Here is a 19989-nt window from a genome sequence, read left to right as displayed (position 1 = left end):
GCTACTCCCCGTCCTTCTCGTTCGCCGCGGCCTCGTACAGGCTCGTCCCCAGCTGGGCGGCCAGCCCCTGGCGCTGCTTGTTTAGCTCGCCGATGCGGGCGTTCAGCTTGATCTTGTCGGCGCCGCGCCCCGCGGCCGCCGTCCTCCGGTTCACCGCCGAGGTCACATTGTCCAGAAATCCCATGCGAATCCTTTCCTTTCCCACCGGCCCACCGATGATTCCAGCTTCGATAAGAAACGCGCTGCTCATTGGAAGCCCTTTCCGCCTGTTCGCGTCACGTGCGTGCAGGTTCTTGGATACTTGGATGGGCTTAAATGCAAAAGCCAGGAACCATGTAATTTGCGCAGCTAGCACCGTCGGATCCCGAAGGTGTATATCCGTGTTGGTCGACACGCAGAAAGCAGTACCCGTCGCGTGGCTCCGAGGTACGTAGCCACCAGAAAGCGTACGTGTCTGTGCGCGTCTTAACGAGGCAGGCATTTTCGCTGTTTCCCATGCCCACGCCCATGTCGCAGAAAAGCCCGTATTGCGATCCCGCTGCATCCAGAACGTCCACATAGCCCTCCTCAAAAGGCCATAGCCCTCCCCTGTACGACCTGCGGGGACGGCACCTGCAAGCTCTGATAGCGAAAATAACCAAAGGGCATCGGATGTTGTCGTTACCGCAGATACTGCATCCGTCTCGCCCACGTTGTTGGAGAGCTTATCGACTGGCACGATAACAGCGTCCAGATCCTGGGGCAGCTGGGTTCGCCAGTCGCCGTTGAGATAGGCGCGCATCTGGGAGGCCTCCCAACCGCCGGCATTGGTGTCGGTCGAGTTCATGGGCGCCTCGCCTACACAATCCCCGAAGATGAACGTGATGCCGGCCTTGCCGCCCGCGGTCTTGTCGTCGTGGGCGAACCCGACGATCTGCACGGTGGTCTGGGTGCCGTCGGCCAGCGCCACCGACTTCACCTGGGTGCCGTCCAGCTTGCCCTCGGGCGTGCACAGGTTGTATTTCTTCGCCACCTCGATGGCCGCCGCCTCGTCGCCGGCCGCGCCGATCTCGGCCGAGATCCGGGAAAGCTCGTCCCACGTGTAGGCCTCCACCGCCGACTTCACCGCCGCGCCGGTCGCATCCTGGGAGCCGCCCTGGGCGTCGCCCGCGCTCTCGTTAGCATCGGCGCTCTGGCCGTCGGCCGCGTTCGCGCCCTGCGCCTCGTCCGCGCCCTGGCTCGCGGCGGGAACCTCCACCGCCTCCTTGGGCTGCACGCCTGCGAGCCCGAACCAGTTCGTCGCGAACCCGGCGACGAGCACCAACGCAACCACGACAACGGCCGCGATGGCGCCGATCTTGGCGCCGTTCCTCTTGGGCGTCGGCGCCCCGGCCCCCGCGCTGCCTGAAGCCGCGCCCTGCGCGCCCCCGACCGGGGCCGAACCGCCCGCCTGAGCGCCCACCGGCGCCCCGCACTTCCCGCAGAAGGCCGACCCCTCCGCGATCTCATTCCCGCACTTAGGACAGAACATACGTGCCTACCTTCCTTTCTCGGATATCTGCTTCAGTCCATCAGATCGATAAAGTCGTGGAAAGCCCGCTCATGGCCCCTTCCCGCTCCAAAGCGCAAAAGAACCCAAGAACCCTTGGGCCTCGAAGCTCTCTATTCGGTTGTATCTACTCGGTTGCTGCGGGAACGCGTCCCGCGGGAATGCTACGCTAGCGCGCGAAGGTTCGGGCCGACTTAGCGGTGAGACCCCCCAGGCACGTATATGTGCGCTTCGTTAACAGCATGTCGGCAAGTTTAGCACAGCTTGGCGACGCCATCAGGAATTTTTCGCTAACGGAATGCGCGACAAGCCTATGTCCACAGCAGAGCACCGCCTGCTGCCCCCCATTTCAGACGCATGCCCTCTTGTGGTAACATTGGGGCTACAACAAGGAGGTGCATCATGCCAACTGCAACGAAGGACGCCGAGATAAAGTTCCGCACGAGCGACGAGCTGAAGCGGCAGACCCGGCGCGTCTACGACCGATGGGGTCTCACCTTAAGCGAGGCCTTCAACCTCTTCATGCGCAAGTCCGTCGAGGTGGGCGGCCTCCCCTTCGACCTGCGCCCCGAGCCTTCCCCCGTCCTGACGGGCCGGGAGACGCTGCGCCCGGATCCCGCCACGGGCGTCACCGTCCTTCCGGCCTGGATGGACGCCCCAGAGGACGAGGGGCTCTACGATGACCTCGTGTGATCCCGCGCCGCGCGACATCTGGCTCGCCTACGACGAGTTCGCCGACCACGAAGGCGTGGGCAAGGTGCGACCCGTTGTCATCTTGGACGCTTCGGGAAAGGCGAGCGTCATTACCGCGAAGGTAACGACGTCGGCAAACTACGGACTGTCCGATTTCGTCGAGATCTCCGACTGGGAATCCTGCGGACTCCGTCGGCCCTCCTGGGTGCAAGTCGAGCCCCTTGTGGAGGTGCGTCGCGACAAGCTTTTGAGGGACGAACCGCTCGGGCAACTGTCCCTTTCGACCTACGAGCTTGTTTGTGCTGCGCTGGGTTCGGTCAATCAGCATCCCTTACCAGAACCTGATAAACCTCTACCTGGTGCAATGCGCCGAGGAGAAGAAGGTTCTCGCGTTCGCCTAGGACACGCATAGAGAGCACGCCGGAAAGTTCGCCCGAAGCTCCAGAGCATCCAACGGTTTATTCCTCCCCTGCCAGGCGGTAACTCACAAGACTGGGGCGGCCGGTCCAGGGGTCGGGGGCGATGAGGGCGTCCAGGCCGAAGACCTCGCGTAGGAGGGCCGGGGTCATCACCTCGGCCGGCGTGCCCGCGCCGCGGATGGCGCCGGATTTCAGGGCGATCATCCAGTCGGAGAAGCGGGCGGCCAGGTTCAGCTCGTGGATGACGAGCGCGATGGTCTTGCCCTGGTCGCGGTTGAGCGTCTGCAGAAGCTCCAGCACCTCCAGTTGGTGGGCCATGTCCAGGTAGGTGGTGGGCTCGTCCAGAAGGATGAGGCCCGTGTCCTGGGCGAGCGCCATGGCGATCCAGGCCCGCTGGCGCTGGCCGCCGGAAAGCGCGTCGATGGGGCGCTCGGCCAGGCCGTCCAAGTGCGTGATGGAAAGGGCCCAGTCGATGATGCGCCGATCATCGTCGGTCAGGCGTCCGAAGCCCCTCTGGTGCGGGTAGCGGCCAAGGGCTACCAGCTCGCCCACGGTGAGCCCAGCCGGCGCCTGGGGCGATTGCGGCAGAAGCGCCATCTGGCGGGCGACCTCGGCCGTGGGCATGGTGGCGATGGCCGTCCCGTTTAAGTACACTGCCCCGCCGCGCAGGGGCATGGTGCGCGAGAGCGCCTTTAGAAGCGTGGATTTCCCGCAGCCGTTCGGGCCGATGATGGAGGTGATCTCTCCCGCGGGCACGGCCACGTCCATGGGCTTGATGATGACACGGTCGCCGTAGCCCACCGACACGGCCTCGCCGCGCAGGGCCGCGTCCGAGAAGCGCTCGCAGGTGCGGTCGCAGGTCTCGCAGAGCAAGGGCTCGCCGCCGATTTCGAATGCCCCGGAAGCGCCTTCGCGGGGGGAATCGCGGAAATCCGCTGCGTTCGGCTTCTTCACAAGCGTCACCTTCTCCTAGGATCTCGCCAACAGGTACAGGAAATAGGGCGCGCCGATGACGGCCGCCACGATGCCGACGGGAATCTCGTTGGGGGCGAGCAGCGTGCGCGAGATGATGTCGGCCAGGAGCATGAGCACCGCGCCCACGAGCACGCATGCCGGCACGAGCGTCCGGAAGTTCGGCCCCACGAGGCGCCGCGCCATATGCGGGCACACGAGCCCCACGAAGGTGAGGCCGCCGCCCACGGCGCAGGCGAGCCCCGATGCCCCCACGGCAACGGCGGTGAGGGCAGCGCGGGCCCGGGGCACGTTCACGCCGAGTCCCGTGGCCGCTGCCTCGCCGAGTCCCAGCACGTTCAGTGTGCGCGAGGCGTAGAGGGCGCCGGCCGTGAGCAGTGCCAGCCCCACGGCGAGGATGGCCACATTCTCCCAACTGGCACCCCAGATGCTGCCGGCGATCCAGTTCTGCACGAAGGCGTAGTCGCCGTCGGACATGCGCAGCATGAGCAGCGACGTCGCGCTGGAGAGCCCCGTGGCCAAAGCGACGCCGATGAGCAGCAGCCGGCGCGGGCTGGAGGCGCCGCGCACCACCGACAGCCTCCAGCCGAGGAAGGCCACCGCCGCCGAGCCCGCGAAGGCGAGCAGGGGCAGGGCCACGGCGGAGGGAACAAGCCCCGCGGGCACGAAGACGACGAAGGCGGCCACGAGCAGCCCCGCGCCGGCATTGATGCCGAGCACGCCCGGGTCGGCCATGTCGTTGCGGGAGACGCCCTGCAGAAGGCACCCGGAAAGCGACAGCCCCACGCCCACCAGAAGAGAGGTGAGCACCCGGGGCAGCCGCAGGTCCACCAGCGTGTAGGTGAGGCTCCGGCTCGCCGTGCCGGAGAGGATCTGTCCCAGCTCTTCCAAGGAAATACTGCGGTAGCCGGCGTTGATGTCGCACCACAGGGCCAAAAGCGCCAACACGGCGAGGATCGCCAGCACCGCGCCCGTGCGCAGCCGTTTCTTTCGCTCAGTCAAGGCCGGTCGCCTCCCTCCGCGCGCACCAAATGAAGAACGGCACGCCGACGATGGCGAAGATGGCGCCGATGGGAATCTCGCTCGGCGCCATGAGCGTGCGGGCGAGCACGTCGGCCAGCAGCATGAACAGGGCCCCTCCCACCATGGAGGCGGGGATGACGGCCCGGTAGTCCGATCCCACGAAGCGGCGCACCATGTGCGGCACCATGAGGCCCACGAAGGCCACCGGCCCGGCCAGGGCCACGGCCGCTCCCGCCAGGACGAGCACCACGAGCAAGCACAGCGTGCGGGATTTCCCCACGTTCACGCCGAGCCCCGAGGCGGCCTCCTCGCCCAGCGAGAGCACCGTCACCCGCCGCGCCAGCGCCCAGGAGGCCGCCAGCGCCGCCACGATGAACGGAGCGGTCATGGCCAGTGTGTCGGCGCGGATGCCGGCCACGCCGCCGGCGGTCCAGAAGGTGAGCGAGTAGCCGATATTGAAGAAGATGGCCACGCCCTGGGCGAGCGCCGTGAGGAAGAGCCCCACTGCGCAGCCCGCCAGCACCAGCAGGACGGGATCCATGTTGCGCCGGCGGAAGCTCACGGCCCCGAAGACCACGGCCAGGGCGAAGGCGGCGCCTACAAACGAGCACCCCACCACCCCAGCGAAGCTCATACCCGGCAGTAGCGCCAGGCACAGCGCCAGCGCGAAGGCGGCCCCGGCGTTGATGCCCAGAAGCCCCGAGTCGGCCAGGGGGTTGCGGGTCACGCCCTGCATGACGGCGCCGGCCACGGCGAAGGCCGCCCCCACGAGGATGCAGCCCACCGTACGGGGCCCGCGCAGCTCAAGGATGGCCACGTGCTCCTGATTCGCCATATCCGGCGAGAAGAGCGCCCCCAGCACCTGGTCGGGCGGAATGGGGGTGCTGCCGAAGAACAGGGAGAGCCCCGCGGCCAGCGCGACCGCGACGACTCCCCCGATCAGGAAGATCGATGTCCTGAGGCGCGACACGAAGCGTCCCTGCTAGGCCGCCGCATCCGCATGGGCACGGAAGAAGTCGGTGAAGGCCTCGAGCTGGTTGGTGAGCGTGATGGGGTCGCGGTGCATGAAGGCCACCTGCTCGTAGGGCATGAGGCGACCGGCCTTGACGGCGGGCAGGTTCTTCCATAGCTGCGAGTCGTCCACGTAGGCCGAGTCCGCGCCGTCCAGCACGCCGTAGCAGATGAAGTCGCCGGCGTAGTCGGGCAGCGCCTCCACGGAGATCACCTTGTAGGCCTCGTCGCCCTCTACCATGGGGCCCTGGATGGCCTCGGGCGCCTTCAGCCCCCACATATCGTAAAGAATGGAGCCGCCACGGGCGAAGTGGCTGCCCATGGTGTAGATCTCCTGGGGCCACACCTCCAGAATGGACACGGTGCGGTCGCCCACGATACCTGTGATCTCGTCCTTCACCGTGGCCACCTTGTCGTTGAACTCGGCGATGTACGCCTCGGCGGCATCCTTTTTGCCCACCAAATCGGCGATGTAGCGGAACAGATCCTCGTCGGAGCGCGTGCCATCGGCGATGTAGACCGTCGGCGCGATCTTGGCGTACTTGTCGTAGTCGGCCTCGGTGATGGTGACGATGAGATCCGGCTGCTTCTCGGCGATCATCTCGAGCGAGGTCTCGGCCGAGGTGGTGTTCAGCGCCTCGATGTCGTCGCACAGCCCGGCGAGGAAGGGGTTGTTCAGGGCGTAGGGGCTCGCGACGACGGGCTTCACGTCCACGGCCAGAAACTCGCCGAGGTAGTAGTCGCTGACGATGGTCTGGGGGTTGGTCGGAATCTCCACCGGGCCCTTGTCGGTGTCCACGGTGCGGGTGGCAGCGCTTGCGGCGGCATCGGCGTTAGAAGCGCCGGCATCGGTCGTCGCGGTGCCCTCCCCTTCCGCAGAGGAGCCGGCAGAAGAGGAGCAGCCGCCGAGCACAGGGGTCAAGGCAGCGGTAGCGAGGAAGGCTGCGAAGGTGCGACGGGAAATCGGGGGCATGAGCACATCCTTTCCTAAAGCTGAGCAATCAGTTAGTTTCAGCGAACTTATGGCGCCAAATGTTATCACTGGCTTACTTTTATGCAAGTCCTTCGGGAAACATCCACAACCGGCTAGCCTCATTCTAGGCAGGAGCTCCCCCCACTCCCGCGTCTACCCCTCGCCTGTTGCCCAGCCGACGCTTTCCCGTAAAGCACCCTTGAGGCGGGAAAACGAGAAGGGACCGTCCGAAGACGGCCCCTTCCAGGCAAGACATTGGTTGTCGGCAGGTACCTACTCGACGATCTTGCCGTCCTCCATGGTGGCGTAGCCGCCGACGTAGACGTCGGTGGCGCGGCCCGTAAGCTCGGCTCCGATGAAGCCGGAGTTGTTGGCCTTGGAGTAGAAGTCGCCCACCTCCACGGTCCAGGCGGCCTCCGGGTCGATGACCGTGAGGTCGGCCACGCTGCCGGCCTCGATTTTCACCGGCTCCTGGCGCAGGATCTCGCGCGGGGCGACGGCCATGGCCTGAATCATGCGGCCGTAGTCGATGACGCCGGCGCGCACGAGGTTCGTGAGCACGAGGGAGAGCGAGGTCTCAAGACCGGTCATGCCGAAGGGCGCCAGCTCGAACTCGCGGTCCTTCTCCCAATCGGTGTGGGGCGCGTGATCGGTGACGATGGCGTCGATGGTACCATTCGCGAGGCCCTCGATGAGCGCGGCGGCATCCTCGGCGGTGCGCAGCGGCGGGTTCACCTTCAGCGCGGTCTGGTACTCGGCGGTGATGGCGTCCTCGGTGAGGAACATGTGGTGCGGCGTCACTTCGCAGGTCACCGGCAGGCCCTCGGCCTTGGCGGCGGCCACCAGATCGAGCCCGCGCTTGGTGGTGATGTGCTGGATGTGCAGCGGGCAGCCCGTCAGGCGGCACAGCGCGATGTCGCGAGCGATCTCGAGCTCCTCGCCCTCGGCCGGCCAGCCCACCATGCCCAGGCGCGTGCTCGCCACGCCCTCGTTCACCTGACTGTCGGCCACGAGCGAGTCGTCCTGGCAGTGGGCCATGATGACGGTGTCGAACTGGTTGGCGTAGTCCATGACGCGACGCATCATGCCGGCGTCCTGGATGCCGTGGCCGTCGTCGGTGAACACCGGCGCGCCGTGGGCGTACATGTCGCCCATGTCGGAGAGCACCTCGCCCTTCAGATCCTTGGAGCAGGCGCCGGCCACCACGACGCGGCACTTCCCCACGGCCGCGGCGCGGGCCTTCACATATTCCACGGCCACGGCGTCGTCGACCACCGGGCTCGTGTTCGGCATGGTGCACACCGCGGTGAAGCCGCCGTGGGCCGCCGCACGGGAGCCGGAGGCGATGTCCTCCTTCTGCTCCTGGCCCGGATCGCGGAAGTGCACGTGCATGTCCACGAGGCCGGGGGTGACGATCTTGCCGGACAGGTCGCGCTCGACGCCCTTCTCCATGGTGAGGTCGTGGCCCACCTCCACGATCTTGCCGTCGCGGATGAGGATGTCGGCCACTTCATCAAGGCCGATCTGGGGGTCGATCAGACGGGCGTTCTTAAGCATCAATGCCATCGTTGCTACCTCCTAGGAGCAGGTACAGGGCGGCCATGCGCACGAGGACGCCGGCGTAAACTTGGTCGAGGATGATGGAGCGCTTGGGATGGTCGGCCATGAAGCTGTCCAGCTCCACGCCGCGGTTGATGGGGCCCGGGTGGCACACGCACGCGTCGGGCTTCAAAAGACGGTCGCGCTCCTCGGTGAGGCCGTAGAGCAGGTTGTACTCGCGCAGGTTCGGGTAGGGCGCGCCCTCGAAGCGCTCGCGCTGGATGCGCAACATGTACACCACGTCCAGCTCGGGCAGCGCCTCGTCCAGGTTGCTCGTCACATGGTCGGCGCCCAGGATGTCGGGGCGCGCGGGCAGCAGCGTCGGCGGTGCGATGACCGTCACCTCGCAGCCCATGATCTTGAGCGCCGGAATGAGCGAGCCGCACACGCGGGAGTGCGAGATGTCGCCCACCACGCCCACGTGCAGGTTGTCGAAGGAGCCCTTCTCCTCCCAGATGGAGTACAGATCGAGCAGCGCCTGGGTGGGATGCTGGTGCTTGCCGTCGCCGGCGTCGATGACCGACACGCCGGACACATCCGCGATCTTGCGGGGCACGCCGGCCCAGCGGTCGCGCACCACGATGCAGTCGATCTTGTAGGAGCAGAGCGTCTTCACGGTGTCCACGAGGCTCTCGCCCTTCACCGTGGCCGTGGAGGAACCGCCGAAGTTCAGAGAGTCGGCGGAAAGGCGCTTCTCGGCGATCTCGAAGGAGGAGCGGGTGCGGGTGGAGGGCTCGTTGAACATGTTCACGACGGTGAAGCCCTTCAGCGTCGGTACCTTCTTGATGCGCCGCTCGTTGACCTGCTTGAAGGTCTTGGCCGTCTCCAGGATGGTCATGATGTCATCGGCGGAGTACTCCGTGATGTCGATGAGGTGCTTGTGATCGAAGGCCATGGACCTACTCACCTTCCTTTTTCGTCAGGGCAGCGGCGCCTGCGCGCTTGCCCGGCTCGATGTCCAGAATCTCCACGGCCGAGATGCCGTCGACTTCCTCCAAGAACAGGCGCACGTTCTCGCTGGAGGACGAGGGGACGTTCTTGCCCACGAAGTCGGCGCGGATGGGCAGCTCGCGATGGCCGCGGTCGACGAGGACCGCCAGCTCCACGGCGGCGGGGCGGCCGATGTCCATGAGGGCGTCCAGCGCCGCACGGATAGTGCGGCCCGTGTACAGCACGTCGTCCACGAGCACGATGGTCATGCCGTCGATGCTAAACGGGATGTCGGTGGAATGGACCTCGGGGGACATATGGGTCGCGAAGTCGTCGCGATAGAAGCTGATGTCCAGCTTGCCCAGGGGAACCTTGACCCCCTCGATCTCCTCGATCTTGTGAACGAGCATCTTCGCGAGAAGGTCGCCTCGCGTGACGATGCCCACGAGCGCGAGGTTTTCCGCGCCCTTGTTGGCCTCGAGAATCTGGTGCGCCATGCGCGTCACCGCTCGCTCGATGTCGTCTGCATCCATGCAGACCGACTTGACCATGCTCTCGTCGTTCATACACACTCCCTTCGTAAGGTCAGTGCGTACAGACGAGTCCGCGAAGCCCCGCGTCCGAGTTTTCCGCGAGCTTCGTGCCGCCGCGCGGGCAAAAGAAAAAGCCCGTCTGACGACTAGGCTTCCTGCGTCGTTGCGCTTGCCGCCCGCTTGACGGGCGCTGCGCTGATTGGGGTTACCTTGTCGGCCTCTCTGTACCGCATTTAAAGGACGGTTGCACCATACACCGCAGAAAGATGACTTGCAAGCCTTGTATTGAATTTTTTCTAAAAAGGCGAAAATGGGATGGCCACAGGTTCGCCCAAGGAAGTCAGCGAGGCTCCGACAGGTGCCTGCAATTCGCTTGAAGCGCGGCCGAGCGGCCTTGGGGCCGTGAGGGAAAGCGCTGAATGCGAAGGGCAGGTGCCTGTCGGAGCCGCAGCGTCGAGAATTCCCGTTGTTGCGTCAGCAACGACGGAATCTAAAAGTTCTCGGCCTTGATCTCGAAGTAGCCCTGCGGGTGCTCGCAGACGGGGCACTTCTCGGGGGGCTCGGTGCCGATCTCGATGTGGCCGCACACGGTGCACACCCACACCTTCACTTCCTTGCGGCGGAACACCTCGTCGTTCTCGATGCGCTCGATGAGCAGCTGGTAGCGGTTCTCGTGGCTCTTCTCGATGGCGGCCAGGCCCTCGAAGAAGTCGGCCAGATCGGCGAAGCCCTCCTCGCGGGCGGTTTTGGCATAGTCGGTGTAGATGCCGACCTCCTCGTCCTCGCTAGCAGCGGCGGCCTTCAGGTTGTCGAGCGTGCCGGGTACCTTCCCGCCGTGCATCTTCTTGTAGTGCAGCTTCGCGTGGTGCAGCTCGTTGTCGGCGGTCTCGTTGAAGATGTCGGAGATCTGCTTGTAGCCGTCCTTGGCGGCCTGCTGGCCGTAGAACGTGTACTCGCAGTAGGCCACGGCCTCCTGGGAGAGCGCGCTCTCCAGGTTCTTCCATGTCTGGGACTTCTCAAGTTCCATGGGTTCCAACTCCTTTCACCACGGCCTCGCTCGCGCGGGCGCCGTATCGTCCTACCTATAGTGAGACTCGGCGCCGCGAGTTGCGGCGGCTAACCTTAAGGAGTTGGGTAATCGTAACTTCGCCATTGCACCCCCGACAAAAAGGGAAGGCCGCCCGAAGGCGGCCTTCCCCATGATGCTCTGCGTGGCGAGAAGCTTAGGCCTTGTTCAGGCTGTCCAGCTCCTTCTCCAGCGCGGTGTTGTCCGCAGCGGAGATCCAGCCCTCGGGGATGGGGGCGTCGTTGTGGCACTGCGAGCACATGTTCACGGAAGCGCGGTGCGCCTTGTGGCAGTCGCTGCACTGGTTCTCACCGTGCTGGGCCACGTGCGGGTTGCGCTCCAGATCGGCGGTGGCCTGGATCAGGTCGTCGCGAGTCATGTTGTGGCAGGACTCGTTCAGGCAGAACTGATCGGGCTCGATGCCGCGGGCGGCCACGAGATCCTCCAGGGACTTCTCGGGCACGACCTGCTGGCCGGTCTGGGTGTTCAGAACCTCGTAGCTGCCGGTGATCCAGCTCATGCCCTCGCCGATCTGCTCGGACAGGGTGGGCACGTGGCAACCGAGGCAGGTGGTGCCGTTCTGGGCGCGATGCACAGCGGCCATCATGCCGGAGGCGTTGGCGACCTCGTTGCCCCACACGTCAGTGGCGGCCTGGCCAGGCTCGGCCTCATAGGTGGGCAGGTAGGCGTCCATCGGGGTGTGGCAGATGGCGTTGCAGAAGCTCGGCTGCTCGTGCCATACCCAGAAGCCGGCGCCGGCCACGACGAGCACAGCGACGACGACGCCCACGACGATGGGCCACTTCTTCTTTTTCTTCTGGGCGGCAGGCTCGGCAGTCTGCCCGTCCACCTTTTTCTCTTCTTCTGTCATGCCTCTTCCTTCCAGTTGGGGATCCTCGAGATGCCCTTATGGCATCTCCTTCCTTCGAAGCGAGCGATCTGCCCTCCCCAGCTGACCTCTGAACCTCGAGGGGCAAGGGCGGCGCCATTCGAAGCGCGACGCCATCGCCCCTTGGGGTTTCGCTTCGATGTGCATGATACCTGAACTTGGCTGCAATTGACAACGCCGATCACCGCGAAATTCTCGCCAATGGTGTTTTTAGCCCATCGAGAAGAAAAGAGAGAGAAATTGGACCAAGGAAATCAGCGAGGCTCCGACAGGTGCCTGGAATTGCCCCGCCTTTCACCCAAGCGTACTTCGGTACGCGCCGAGGTGAAAACAAGGGGCAAGGCCAGGTGCCTGTCGGAGCCGCAGCGTCGGCGTTCCCGTTCGTCCCGTCAGGGCGAACGGAACTACTCCTGAATACCGTCGGTCTGGCGGATGAGCTTGCGCTTGATCTTGCCGCCGATGGTCTTGGGCAGCTCGTCCACGTACTCGATGATGCGCGGGTACTTGTAGGGAGCCGTGGTCTTCTTCACGTGGTCCTGCAGCTCGCGGGTGAGCGCGTCGGTGCCCTCGTAGCCCTTCGCGAGCACGATGGTGGCCTTCACCACTTTGCCGCGGATGGGATCCGGCGCCGCCGTAACAGCGCACTCCACCACGGCCGGATGCTCCACCAGCGCACTTTCCACCTCGAAGGGGCCGATGCGGTAGCCGGAGCACTTGATGACATCGTCGTTGCGACCCACGAAGTAGCAATAGCCGTCGGAATCGCGCCAAGCCATGTCGTGGAGGTTGTAATACTCCCCTCCCACGGCCTCCTCCGTACGCTCCGGGTTGCCGTAGTAGCCCACGAACAACCCCGGCGGGTAGGCCTCTTTCAGGCCCGTCACGCAGATGGCGCCCTCCTCGCCGTCATCGACCTCGCGGCCGTCGTCGTCGAGCAGCTTCACGTTGAGCAGGGGCGACGGCTTGCCCATGGAGCCGGGCCTCGGCTCGATCCACGGGAAGGTGGCCAGAAGCACCGGGCCCTCGGTCTGGCCGAAGCCCTCGCGGATCTTCTTGCCGGTGAGGCGCTCCCATTGAATGGTCACCTCCGCGTTCAGCGGCTCGCCGGCCGTGGCGAAGTTCTCCACGCTGGACAGATCGTAGGCGGCCACATCCTCCTGCAGCATGAAGCGGTACATGGTGGGCGGCGCGCAGAAGGTGGTGAGCTTGTAGTCCTGGATCTTCTGGAGAAGCTTGGTGGGCACGAACTTGTCCATGTCGTAGGCGAAGATGGTGGCGCCGGCGATCCACTGGCCGTAGATCTTGCCCCAGCCGAACTTGGCCCAACCGGAGTCGGTCACCGACATGTGCAGCTTGTTCTCCTGCACCTGCTGCCAGTACTTCGCCGTTATGATGTGGCCGAGCGGATGGGCGAAGTTGTGCTCCACGGCCTTGGGGTTGCCCGTCGTGCCGCTCGTGAAGTACATGAGCATGATGTCTTTGGAGGTGACGCCCGCCTCGCCGGTCGGACGCTCGAAGGTATCGGGGTAGCCGGCGATGAGCTCGTCGAAATCGACCCAGCCCTCGCGGGAGCCGTCCACGATGAACTTCTCGCGCACCGTGGGGCAATCGGGCATGGCCTCTTCCACCTGCGTGCAGACGTACTCGTCGTTCACGGCGACGATGGCCTTCACGTCGGCGCTGTTGGCACGGTAGACCACATCCTTGCGCGTGAGCTGCAGCGACGCGGGGATGATGGTGGCGCCCAACTTGCAGAGGGCCACGGCGCACACCCAGTACTCCCAGCGGCGGCGCAGGATGCACATGACCACGTCGCCCTTGCCGATGCCGAGCTCCTTAAAGGCGTTGGCGGCCTGGTTGGACAGGCGCTTGATGTCGGTGAACGTGAACACACGCTCCTCGCCGGCGTCGTTGGTCCACAGAAGCGCCCGCTTGTCGGGCTCCACGGCGGCCCACTCGTCGACGACGTCGAAACCGAAGTTGAAGGCCTCGGGAACCTCGATGGTGAAGTTCTCGGCGAAGTCCTCGTAGGAATCGAATTCAATTCTCGGGCAGTACTTCTTCAGAACATGATCCATAGTGGTGCTTCTCTCTGCTCTCCTATTTGTTGTCCTCCGCATCGCGCTTCCGGGTACTTCGATTCGCTCAGACAGTCCTCGCTCTGCGAAACAGTCCACTGGACTGTTTCGTTCGCTGCGGAACTCGCTCGGTCGAAGCACCCGAAATCGCGACGCTGCTCTTACGAAAACGTTATAGTGCTATTCCGCGATGATGGTGATGAATTTGCAGGGGACGTCGCCGTTGCAGCGCTGGCCGTGGGGGTAGGTCGGGTTGAAGTAGATGCTGTCGCCGGCGTTCAGCTGGATGTCGCGGTCGCCGAAGGTGAGGATGAGCGACCCTTCCAGCACGTAGTTGAACTCCTGGCCATCGTGGCACACCAGCTCGGCCGGCTCGTCACACGGGTCCAAGATGACCAGCAGCGGCTGCATGATCTTGCGGGCGTAGCGGCTGGCCATGTCCTCGTAGTGGTACCCCGGGAAGCGCTCGACCTCCTCGGTCTCGCCGCGGCGCACCAAATGGTAGGTGTCCAGCTTCGGTGCGGTTCCTGTGAGGATCTCGGTGAGGTCGACGTTGAACTTGCGGGCCATGTGGTAGATGGCCGAGATGGGGATGTCCTCGCCGGTCTCCTCCCAGCCGCGGTAGGTGTCGATATCGACGCCGAGCTCCTCGGCCATGGTGTGGCGCGACACGTCGCAGGCCTCGCGCAGGCCCTGCAGGCGCTCGCCCAAGTCTTTCAGGTTCTCTTCTTCCATGTTCGTCCTTCTATCTTGTCCCGCCCCTGACTGGACGGTGCCTTATTCAATCCCCGAGGGCTGGAGGCGGTCGGGTGTCCCCGCGCGCAGGTGCCGTCGGCGGAGGCGCGACGGCCTCTCCCGCGCTCAAGCAATGGCTCGCTCGGCGGAACAGCCCACTGGGCTGTTCCGTTCGCTGCGCAACTTGCGCGCGGGAGAGCCCGTCGCGCCTCCGCCTACTTAGCCGTTACCAGAAAATCAGGCGTTGATGCCGAGTTTGATGGCTTGGCGGTTCTGCTCCAGCTTCTCGGGCTTCTTGCCGGCCACCTTTGCGATGGCGCCGTCGAGCGCCTCCTCGGAGCAGAAGCCGGTCTCGGCCCACAGCTTGCCGATGAGCACGATGTTGCCGAGGCCTTTGAGGCCGGCCTCCTCGCACATCTTCGTCGCGGGAATGCCGATGACCGTCACGCCCTCAGGCTCGGTGAGGCTCGGCACCATGGCCGTGTCAACCACCACGATGCCGCCCTCTTCCACGTTGTCGATGAACTTGTCAAAGGAGGGCTGGTTCAGGGCGATGAGTGCGCGCGGGCGCGTGATCAGCGGGCTGCCGATGGGCTCATCGGACAGCGTCACCGAGCAGTTGGCGGTGCCGCCGCGCATCTCGGGGCCGTAGGAGGGCATCCACGACACCTCGCGGTCCTCGATGAGGCCGGCCGTGGCGATGACCTTGCCGGCGAACAGCGACCCTTGGCCGCCGAAGCCGGCGACGACACAGGTAAGATCCTTGCCCATTAGTTGCCTCCTTCTGACACAGCCTCGGGATGGGCGATGGGGCAGGCGGCATTGCGGGCGCTCGCCGCCTCGGCAGCATTGGCGAAGCCGTCGGCGGTCACATCGCGCACCACCCCGAGCGGGTAGTACGGCAGCATGTTCACGCGCATCCACTCGAAAGCGTCCTGCGGCGTCATGCCCCAGTTGGTGGGACAGGTGGAGACCACCTCGATGAACGAGTAGCCCACGCCGTCGATCTGGTTCTGGAAGGCCTTCTTGATGGCCTTTTTGGCCTTGCGCACGTTCTTCGGCGTATCGACGCAGACGCGCTCGATGTAGGCCGGGCCGTCCAGCGCGTTCAGAAGCTCGCTCACGCGGATGGGGTTGCCGGCTGTGGACACGTCGCGCCCGTAGGGGCTCGTCTGGGTCACCTGGTTCGGCAGCGAGGTGGGGGCCATCTGGCCGCCGGTCATGCCGTAGATGGCGTTGTTGATGAAGATGATGGTGATGTTCTCGCCTCGGGTGGCCGCATGGACCGTCTCGGCCATGCCGATGGAGGCCAGATCTCCGTCGCCCTGGTAGGCGAAGACCACCTTGTCGGGATGCACGCGCTTCACCGCCGTGGCCACCGCGGGCGCTCGGCCGTGGGCGGCCTCGATCATGTCGCAGCCGAAGAAGTCGTAGGAGATGACCGAACAGCCCACGGGCGCCACGCCGATCGTCTCGCCTTCGATGTCCAGCTCGTCCATGACCTCGCACACCAGACGCTCCACGATGCCGTGGGGGCAGCCGGGGCAGAAGTTCGTGACCACGGGCAACAGGGAGTGGGGTCGCTCGAAGACCACCTTCATTTCCTTCTCAGTCGTCTCGGCCATGCTACTCACCTACCTTCTCGTTCAAAGCGACAATGGCCGCCAGCACCTCGTCGGGGGTCGGGATGACGCCGCCGGTGCGGCCGTAGAACTCCACCGGCACGCGGCCGGCCACCGCCAGACGGACGTCCTCCAGCATCTGACCCATGTTCATCTCCACATCGAGGAAGGCCTTGGCCGTGGGAACGACCGCCTCGATGGCGCGGGTCGGGAAGGGCCACAGCGTGATGGGGCGCACAAGCCCCGCCTTGATGCCCTGCTCGCGGGCGGCGTTCACCGCCGAGCGGGCCACGCGGGCGGCACCGCCGAAGGCCACGAGCACGATGTCGGCATCCTCGGTGAGGTAGGTTTCGGCCTCCTGCTCGGTCTCTTCGATGACGGCGTAGCGCTCGTAGCGCTCGCGAACGAGGTCCTCCAGATCGGACGCGGTCAGATACAGCGAGTTCGCCACGTTGTGGGGACGTTTGTGGCCGTGGCCGCAGGTGGCCCAGGGCTTCTCCGGCAGATCCTCTAAGGCGAGGGCCTCGGGCAGCACTACGGGCTCCATCATCTGGCCGAGCATGCCGTCGGCCATGATCATGACCGGCACACGGTACTTGTCGGCCGTGTCGAAGGCCTTGAAGGCGTAGTCGGCCATCTCCTGCACCGTGGAGGGCGCGTACACGACGATGTGGAAGTCGCCGTGGCCGGTGGCCTTGGTGGCCTGCCAGTAGTCGGCCTGGGAGGGCTGGATGGAGCCCAGACCCGGGCCGCCGCGCTGCACGTTGACGATGACGCCGGGCAGATCGGCGCCGGCCATATACGAGATGCCCTCGCTCTTCAGCGAGATTCCCGGGGACGACGAGGAGGTCATCACGCGGGCACCGGCCGCCGACGCGCCGTAGACCATGTTGATGGCCGCCACTTCGGACTCCGCCTGAAGGTAGGTGCCCCCCACTTTCGGCATCATCTTCGCCATATAGGCGGCCACCTCGGTCTGGGGCGTGATGGGGTAACCGAAGAAGAAGCGGCAGCCGGCGCGCATGGCCGCCTCGGCCATGGCCTCGTTGCCCTTCATGAGTACTTTCTCAGCCATTGAACTACCTTTCAACCGTGATGGCCACATCGGGGCACATGGTCGCGCAGGTGGCGCAACCGGTGCACTTGTCCTCGTCGGTGCAATGGGCCGGGTGATAGCCCTTGGCCGTGATGACATCCGGATCGAGCTCGAGGATGCCCACCGGGCAGACGTCGGTGCACAGCCCGCACCCCTTGCAGAAGAAATCGTCGATGGTGACTCGCGCCATGGAAACCTCCCTTGCTTAACTCGCGCACGGGCCGCTGCGCCCGCGCTCCTCTCTCGTATAAAATGGGCCGCCCTTAGGACCAGGGAGGCTTGACGTACACCTCCACAGCATAGCCATTGGGAATGTCCGCCAGGGCTGTTGACCCCGTGTTTTCCTGCCGAATGGCCTGAATGGGGGCGGTAATGCAGGCGACGGGAAGGCCTGCCGCCGAGGCCACTGCCTGGGCATACGGGACACTTTCGGCGATATGTCCCAGAGTGGTCTCGGCCTGCAGGTGGGAGTTCCCCACCACGGCCGTGGCCGCCAGATGGCTCTTGGCCTCGATCTCGCGCAGCACCGCCACCGCATCGGCGGGGGCCTGCGTGAGGTTGCGGAAGGCGTTCACCACGTAGAGCATGGCGTAGGGACCCGCCGCGAGGGCCGGCGCGAAGCGGGCGAGCGCCGTGGCGCCCACATCGTCGCCGCCGGCATCAACGATGACGACCGTGCGGCCCGTCTCGTCGCGGTAGGCCTCCGCCGCCGTCACGGCCAGCTCGCCGGTGACTGACGGCACATCGAGGCTCGTGCCCACGTGGCCGAACACCGGCGCGATGAGCCGCACCCCGGCCGCTTCCAGAAGATCGCGGTACTCGTTGGAACGGAAGTACGGGTTCACGACGTCCATGTCGGCGAGCGTCACCCGGTACCCCGCCGCGGCGGCATCCATGGCGAGGTTGAGGGAGAAGTTGGTCTTCCCCACCCCGTAATGCCCCGTCACCACCACAACCGGCTCCAACGGGAACGGGAGTCCAGTAGATGCGCCCGCCGTCATCAGATGAGTCCCTCGGGGGTTTTCTGGGAGGCGTGGTGGGTCTTGTCCTGCTCGCGGATGGCGGCGCGGCGAATCTTGCCGTTGACGGTGCGGGGCAGCTCGTCGACGTACTCGATGATGCGCGGGTACTTGTAGGGGGCCGTCTGGCGCTTCACCCACTTCTGCAGCTCGGCGGTAAGCTCGTCGCTTCCCTGCCAGCCGTCGGCAAGCACCACCGTCGCCTTCACGGCGAAGCCGCGCACCGGATCGGGCACGCCGGTGACGGCCACCTCGCGCACGGCGTCGTGCTCGAGCATGACCGACTCGATCTCGAAGGGGCCGATGCGGTAGCCGCTCGACTTGATGACGTCGTCGTTGCGGCCCACGTACCAGTAGTTGCCCTCCTCGTCGCGCCAGGCGGTGTCGCCGGTGTGGTACCAGCCGTCGTGCATGGCCTCGGCGGTCTTCTCGGGATTACGGTAGTACTCCATCATGATGCCGGCCGGATGCGGATCGATGGCGATGCAGATCTCGCCGGTCTCGCCGGTGTCGCACTCGGTGCCGTCCTCGCGGAGGACCTTCATGACGTACATCGGCACCGGCTTGCCCATGGAGCCCGGGCGCGGCGTGGAGTTCGTGAGGTTGCCCACGGTGAGCGGGGTCTCCGTCTGGCCGAAGCCTTCGTAGATGGTAAGGCCGGTATGCTCGCGCCAGAAGTCGAACAGATCGGGGTTCAGCGCTTCGCCGGCCGTGGTGCAGTACTCCAAGCTGGACAGGTCGAAGGCGTCCACGTCCACCTCGGTCATGAGGCGGTACATCGTCGGCGGGCAGCAGAGCGTCGTCACGCCGTAGCGACCGACGAGGGAGAGAATCTCGGCCGGATCGTAGCGGTCGAAGTCGTAGGTGAGCACTGCGGCCTCCATGAGCCACTGGCCGAAGAACTTGCCCCAGACCGCCTTGCCCCAGCCGGTGTCGGCGATGGTGAAGTGCAGCCCCTCGGGGTTTACGTTGTGCCAGTGCTTGGCCGTGATGAGGTGCGCCAGCGCGTAGCCGGAATCGTGGAGCACCATCTTGGGATTGCCCGAAGTGCCCGAGGAGAAGTACATGAGCATGGGATCGGCGCCCGCCGTCTCGCGGCGGGTGAAATCGGCCGAGGCGGCGAGCACCTCGCTGTTGAAGTCGCGCCAGCCCTCGCGCGCGACGGGGGCCGCGCAGATGCCCGCAGGGCCCGAGAGCGCCTCGCCGACAAGCTCGCCGGCGGGAGCGACCCAGTTCCCGTTCCCGTCGCGAGGGGTGAGCCCGGCGCCGGCAGGGTTCACGAGGATGAGCGTCTCCACGCTGGGGCACTCCTCTACCACCGCGTCGATGGTGTCGGCGATGTCCCCGGCCGAGGTGGCGATGATGGCCTTGATATCCGCCCCGTTCAGGCGATAGGTGAGGTCGTGTTCCTTCAGCATGAAGGTGGCCGGTACCGCCACCGCCCCCAGTTTCTCCAGGGCCAGCATCGTGAACCAGAACTGGTAGTGGCGGCGCAGGATGACCATGACGAAGTCGCCGCGCCCGATGCCGCAGTCCGCCAGGAAGTTCGCCGTCTTGTCCGACCACGTCTTCATGTCGGCGAAGGTGAAGACATGCTCCTCCCCTTCCGGATTGCACCAGACCATGGCGGTGCGCTCGGGGTCGTTGATCGCGATGTCGTCCACGACGTCGTAGGCGAAGTTGAAGTCGTCGGGCATGGTGATGTCGAACTTCGTGAGCAGACCGTTCTCGTCGTAGGCCTCGTCCACGTAACGCAAGTTGATGTTTCTCATGATGATATCCTTGGGTGAAGTCTTGAAAGGG

Annotated in this window: 20 protein-coding genes; 2 read left to right on the top strand and 18 right to left on the bottom strand. The window is 65.3% G+C overall.

What is annotated here, in order from left to right; translation table 11 throughout:
- Position 1 precedes the first annotated feature (1 nt).
- Positions 2–1510 (bottom strand): zinc-ribbon domain-containing protein, encoded by a 1509-nt coding sequence (locus tag NE591_RS02680; protein WP_114539027.1) that lies wholly within the window; start codon positions 1508–1510, stop codon positions 2–4.
- A gap of 420 nt (positions 1511–1930) precedes the next feature.
- Between NE591_RS02680 and NE591_RS02675 the strand changes: the two genes are divergently transcribed.
- Positions 1931–2221: a type II toxin-antitoxin system RelB/DinJ family antitoxin gene (locus tag NE591_RS02675; protein ID WP_114539026.1), complete on the top strand. Its 291-nt coding sequence runs from the start codon at positions 1931–1933 to the stop codon at positions 2219–2221.
- Complete coding sequence (locus NE591_RS02670; protein WP_114539025.1) at positions 2208–2633, top strand: type II toxin-antitoxin system PemK/MazF family toxin; 426 nt, start codon at positions 2208–2210, stop codon at positions 2631–2633. Before NE591_RS02675 ends, NE591_RS02670 begins: the two co-directional genes overlap by 14 nt.
- 46 nt (positions 2634–2679) lie before the next feature.
- On the opposite strand, the gene NE591_RS02665 is transcribed toward NE591_RS02670, so the two are convergent.
- From NE591_RS02665 to NE591_RS02585, 17 genes are all read right to left on the bottom strand, one after another.
- The gene (locus NE591_RS02665) at positions 2680–3594 is read right to left on the bottom strand and encodes an ABC transporter ATP-binding protein (RefSeq protein WP_227069537.1); all 915 of its coding nucleotides are present in this window, start codon (positions 3592–3594) and stop codon (positions 2680–2682) included.
- Between the two features lie 15 nt (positions 3595–3609).
- Positions 3610–4614, bottom strand: a complete 1005-nt coding sequence (locus tag NE591_RS02660; RefSeq protein ID WP_114539024.1) for an iron ABC transporter permease — start codon at positions 4612–4614, stop codon at positions 3610–3612.
- The gene (locus NE591_RS02655; protein ID WP_114539023.1) at positions 4607–5605 is read right to left on the bottom strand and encodes an iron ABC transporter permease; all 999 of its coding nucleotides are present in this window, start codon (positions 5603–5605) and stop codon (positions 4607–4609) included. Before NE591_RS02655 ends, NE591_RS02660 begins: the two co-directional genes overlap by 8 nt.
- A gap of 12 nt (positions 5606–5617) precedes the next feature.
- Positions 5618–6619 (bottom strand): ABC transporter substrate-binding protein, encoded by a 1002-nt coding sequence (locus NE591_RS02650; RefSeq protein WP_114539022.1) that lies wholly within the window; start codon positions 6617–6619, stop codon positions 5618–5620.
- 273 nt (positions 6620–6892) lie between these two features.
- Positions 6893–8185 (bottom strand): dihydroorotase, encoded by a 1293-nt coding sequence (locus NE591_RS02645; protein WP_157011656.1) that lies wholly within the window; start codon positions 8183–8185, stop codon positions 6893–6895.
- Entirely contained in the window at positions 8169–9113 is a 945-nt protein-coding gene (locus tag NE591_RS02640) for an aspartate carbamoyltransferase catalytic subunit (protein WP_114539020.1), read from the bottom strand. The genes NE591_RS02645 and NE591_RS02640 overlap by 17 nt, the downstream gene beginning before the upstream one ends.
- Positions 9114–9117: 4 nt before the next feature.
- A complete protein-coding gene (gene pyrR, locus NE591_RS02635) occupies positions 9118–9714 on the bottom strand; it encodes a bifunctional pyr operon transcriptional regulator/uracil phosphoribosyltransferase PyrR (protein ID WP_157011658.1) in 597 nt (198 codons plus the stop codon).
- Between the two features lie 457 nt (positions 9715–10171).
- Positions 10172–10708 carry a rubrerythrin family protein gene (locus NE591_RS02630; RefSeq protein ID WP_157011661.1) on the bottom strand — a complete coding sequence of 179 codons (537 nt, stop codon included), beginning with the start codon at positions 10706–10708 and terminating at the stop codon, positions 10172–10174.
- Between the two features lie 196 nt (positions 10709–10904).
- Positions 10905–11618 carry a cytochrome c3 family protein gene (locus tag NE591_RS02625; protein ID WP_114539017.1) on the bottom strand — a complete coding sequence of 238 codons (714 nt, stop codon included), beginning with the start codon at positions 11616–11618 and terminating at the stop codon, positions 10905–10907.
- Between the two features lie 422 nt (positions 11619–12040).
- Positions 12041–13714, bottom strand: coding sequence for an AMP-binding protein (locus NE591_RS02620; RefSeq protein WP_114539016.1), 1674 nt, complete (start codon positions 13712–13714; stop codon positions 12041–12043).
- 180 nt (positions 13715–13894) lie between these two features.
- The gene (locus NE591_RS02615) at positions 13895–14449 is read right to left on the bottom strand and encodes a helix-turn-helix domain-containing protein (RefSeq protein ID WP_022739970.1); all 555 of its coding nucleotides are present in this window, start codon (positions 14447–14449) and stop codon (positions 13895–13897) included.
- A 237-nt stretch (positions 14450–14686) separates the two neighbouring features.
- A complete protein-coding gene (locus NE591_RS02610) occupies positions 14687–15220 on the bottom strand; it encodes a 2-oxoacid:acceptor oxidoreductase family protein (RefSeq protein WP_114539014.1) in 534 nt (177 codons plus the stop codon).
- Positions 15220–16074, bottom strand: coding sequence for a thiamine pyrophosphate-dependent enzyme (locus NE591_RS02605; RefSeq protein ID WP_114539013.1), 855 nt, complete (start codon positions 16072–16074; stop codon positions 15220–15222). Before NE591_RS02605 ends, NE591_RS02610 begins: the two co-directional genes overlap by 1 nt.
- Position 16075: 1 nt before the next feature.
- Positions 16076–17146 (bottom strand): 3-methyl-2-oxobutanoate dehydrogenase subunit VorB, encoded by a 1071-nt coding sequence (locus NE591_RS02600; RefSeq protein ID WP_173112875.1) that lies wholly within the window; start codon positions 17144–17146, stop codon positions 16076–16078.
- Positions 17147–17150: 4 nt separating this feature from the next.
- Positions 17151–17357 (bottom strand): 4Fe-4S binding protein, encoded by a 207-nt coding sequence (locus tag NE591_RS02595; protein WP_022739974.1) that lies wholly within the window; start codon positions 17355–17357, stop codon positions 17151–17153.
- A gap of 73 nt (positions 17358–17430) precedes the next feature.
- Positions 17431–18168: a ParA family protein gene (locus NE591_RS02590; protein WP_173112872.1), complete on the bottom strand. Its 738-nt coding sequence runs from the start codon at positions 18166–18168 to the stop codon at positions 17431–17433.
- Complete coding sequence (locus tag NE591_RS02585) at positions 18168–19958, bottom strand: AMP-binding protein (protein ID WP_173112869.1); 1791 nt, start codon at positions 19956–19958, stop codon at positions 18168–18170. Before NE591_RS02585 ends, NE591_RS02590 begins: the two co-directional genes overlap by 1 nt.
- Between the last annotated feature and the right edge of the window lie 31 nt (positions 19959–19989).

The sequence above is a fragment of the Adlercreutzia sp. DFI.6.23 genome, assembly GCF_024462535.1.
GTDB lineage: Bacteria > Actinomycetota > Coriobacteriia > Coriobacteriales > Eggerthellaceae > Adlercreutzia > Adlercreutzia rubneri.
The sequence above is the reverse complement of the archived record's forward strand: the minus strand, read 5'-3'. Positions and strand labels throughout refer to the sequence as shown.

Bases quoted from the DNA above. Each gene is read 5' to 3' on its own strand.
- NE591_RS02650 (WP_114539022.1), bottom strand. From the start codon at position 6,619: ATGCCCCCGATTTCCCGTCGCACCTTCGCAGCCTTCCTCGCTACCGCT.
- NE591_RS02590 (WP_173112872.1), bottom strand. From the start codon at position 18,168: ATGACGGCGGGCGCATCTACTGGACTCCCGTTCCCGTTGGAGCCGGTT.
- NE591_RS02620 (WP_114539016.1), bottom strand. From the start codon at position 13,714: ATGGATCATGTTCTGAAGAAGTACTGCCCGAGAATTGAATTCGATTCC.
- NE591_RS02675 (WP_114539026.1), top strand. From the start codon at position 1,931: ATGCCAACTGCAACGAAGGACGCCGAGATAAAGTTCCGCACGAGCGAC.
- NE591_RS02630 (WP_157011661.1), bottom strand. From the start codon at position 10,708: ATGGAACTTGAGAAGTCCCAGACATGGAAGAACCTGGAGAGCGCGCTC.
- NE591_RS02670 (WP_114539025.1), top strand. From the start codon at position 2,208: ATGACCTCGTGTGATCCCGCGCCGCGCGACATCTGGCTCGCCTACGAC.
- NE591_RS02600 (WP_173112875.1), bottom strand. From the start codon at position 17,146: ATGGCTGAGAAAGTACTCATGAAGGGCAACGAGGCCATGGCCGAGGCG.
- pyrR (WP_157011658.1), bottom strand. From the start codon at position 9,714: ATGAACGACGAGAGCATGGTCAAGTCGGTCTGCATGGATGCAGACGAC.
- NE591_RS02645 (WP_157011656.1), bottom strand. From the start codon at position 8,185: ATGGCATTGATGCTTAAGAACGCCCGTCTGATCGACCCCCAGATCGGC.
- NE591_RS02585 (WP_173112869.1), bottom strand. From the start codon at position 19,958: ATGAGAAACATCAACTTGCGTTACGTGGACGAGGCCTACGACGAGAAC.
- NE591_RS02680 (WP_114539027.1), bottom strand. From the start codon at position 1,510: ATGTTCTGTCCTAAGTGCGGGAATGAGATCGCGGAGGGGTCGGCCTTC.
- NE591_RS02610 (WP_114539014.1), bottom strand. From the start codon at position 15,220: ATGGGCAAGGATCTTACCTGTGTCGTCGCCGGCTTCGGCGGCCAAGGG.
- NE591_RS02615 (WP_022739970.1), bottom strand. From the start codon at position 14,449: ATGGAAGAAGAGAACCTGAAAGACTTGGGCGAGCGCCTGCAGGGCCTG.
- NE591_RS02605 (WP_114539013.1), bottom strand. From the start codon at position 16,074: ATGGCCGAGACGACTGAGAAGGAAATGAAGGTGGTCTTCGAGCGACCC.
- NE591_RS02640 (WP_114539020.1), bottom strand. From the start codon at position 9,113: ATGGCCTTCGATCACAAGCACCTCATCGACATCACGGAGTACTCCGCC.
- NE591_RS02625 (WP_114539017.1), bottom strand. From the start codon at position 11,618: ATGACAGAAGAAGAGAAAAAGGTGGACGGGCAGACTGCCGAGCCTGCC.
- NE591_RS02595 (WP_022739974.1), bottom strand. From the start codon at position 17,357: ATGGCGCGAGTCACCATCGACGATTTCTTCTGCAAGGGGTGCGGGCTG.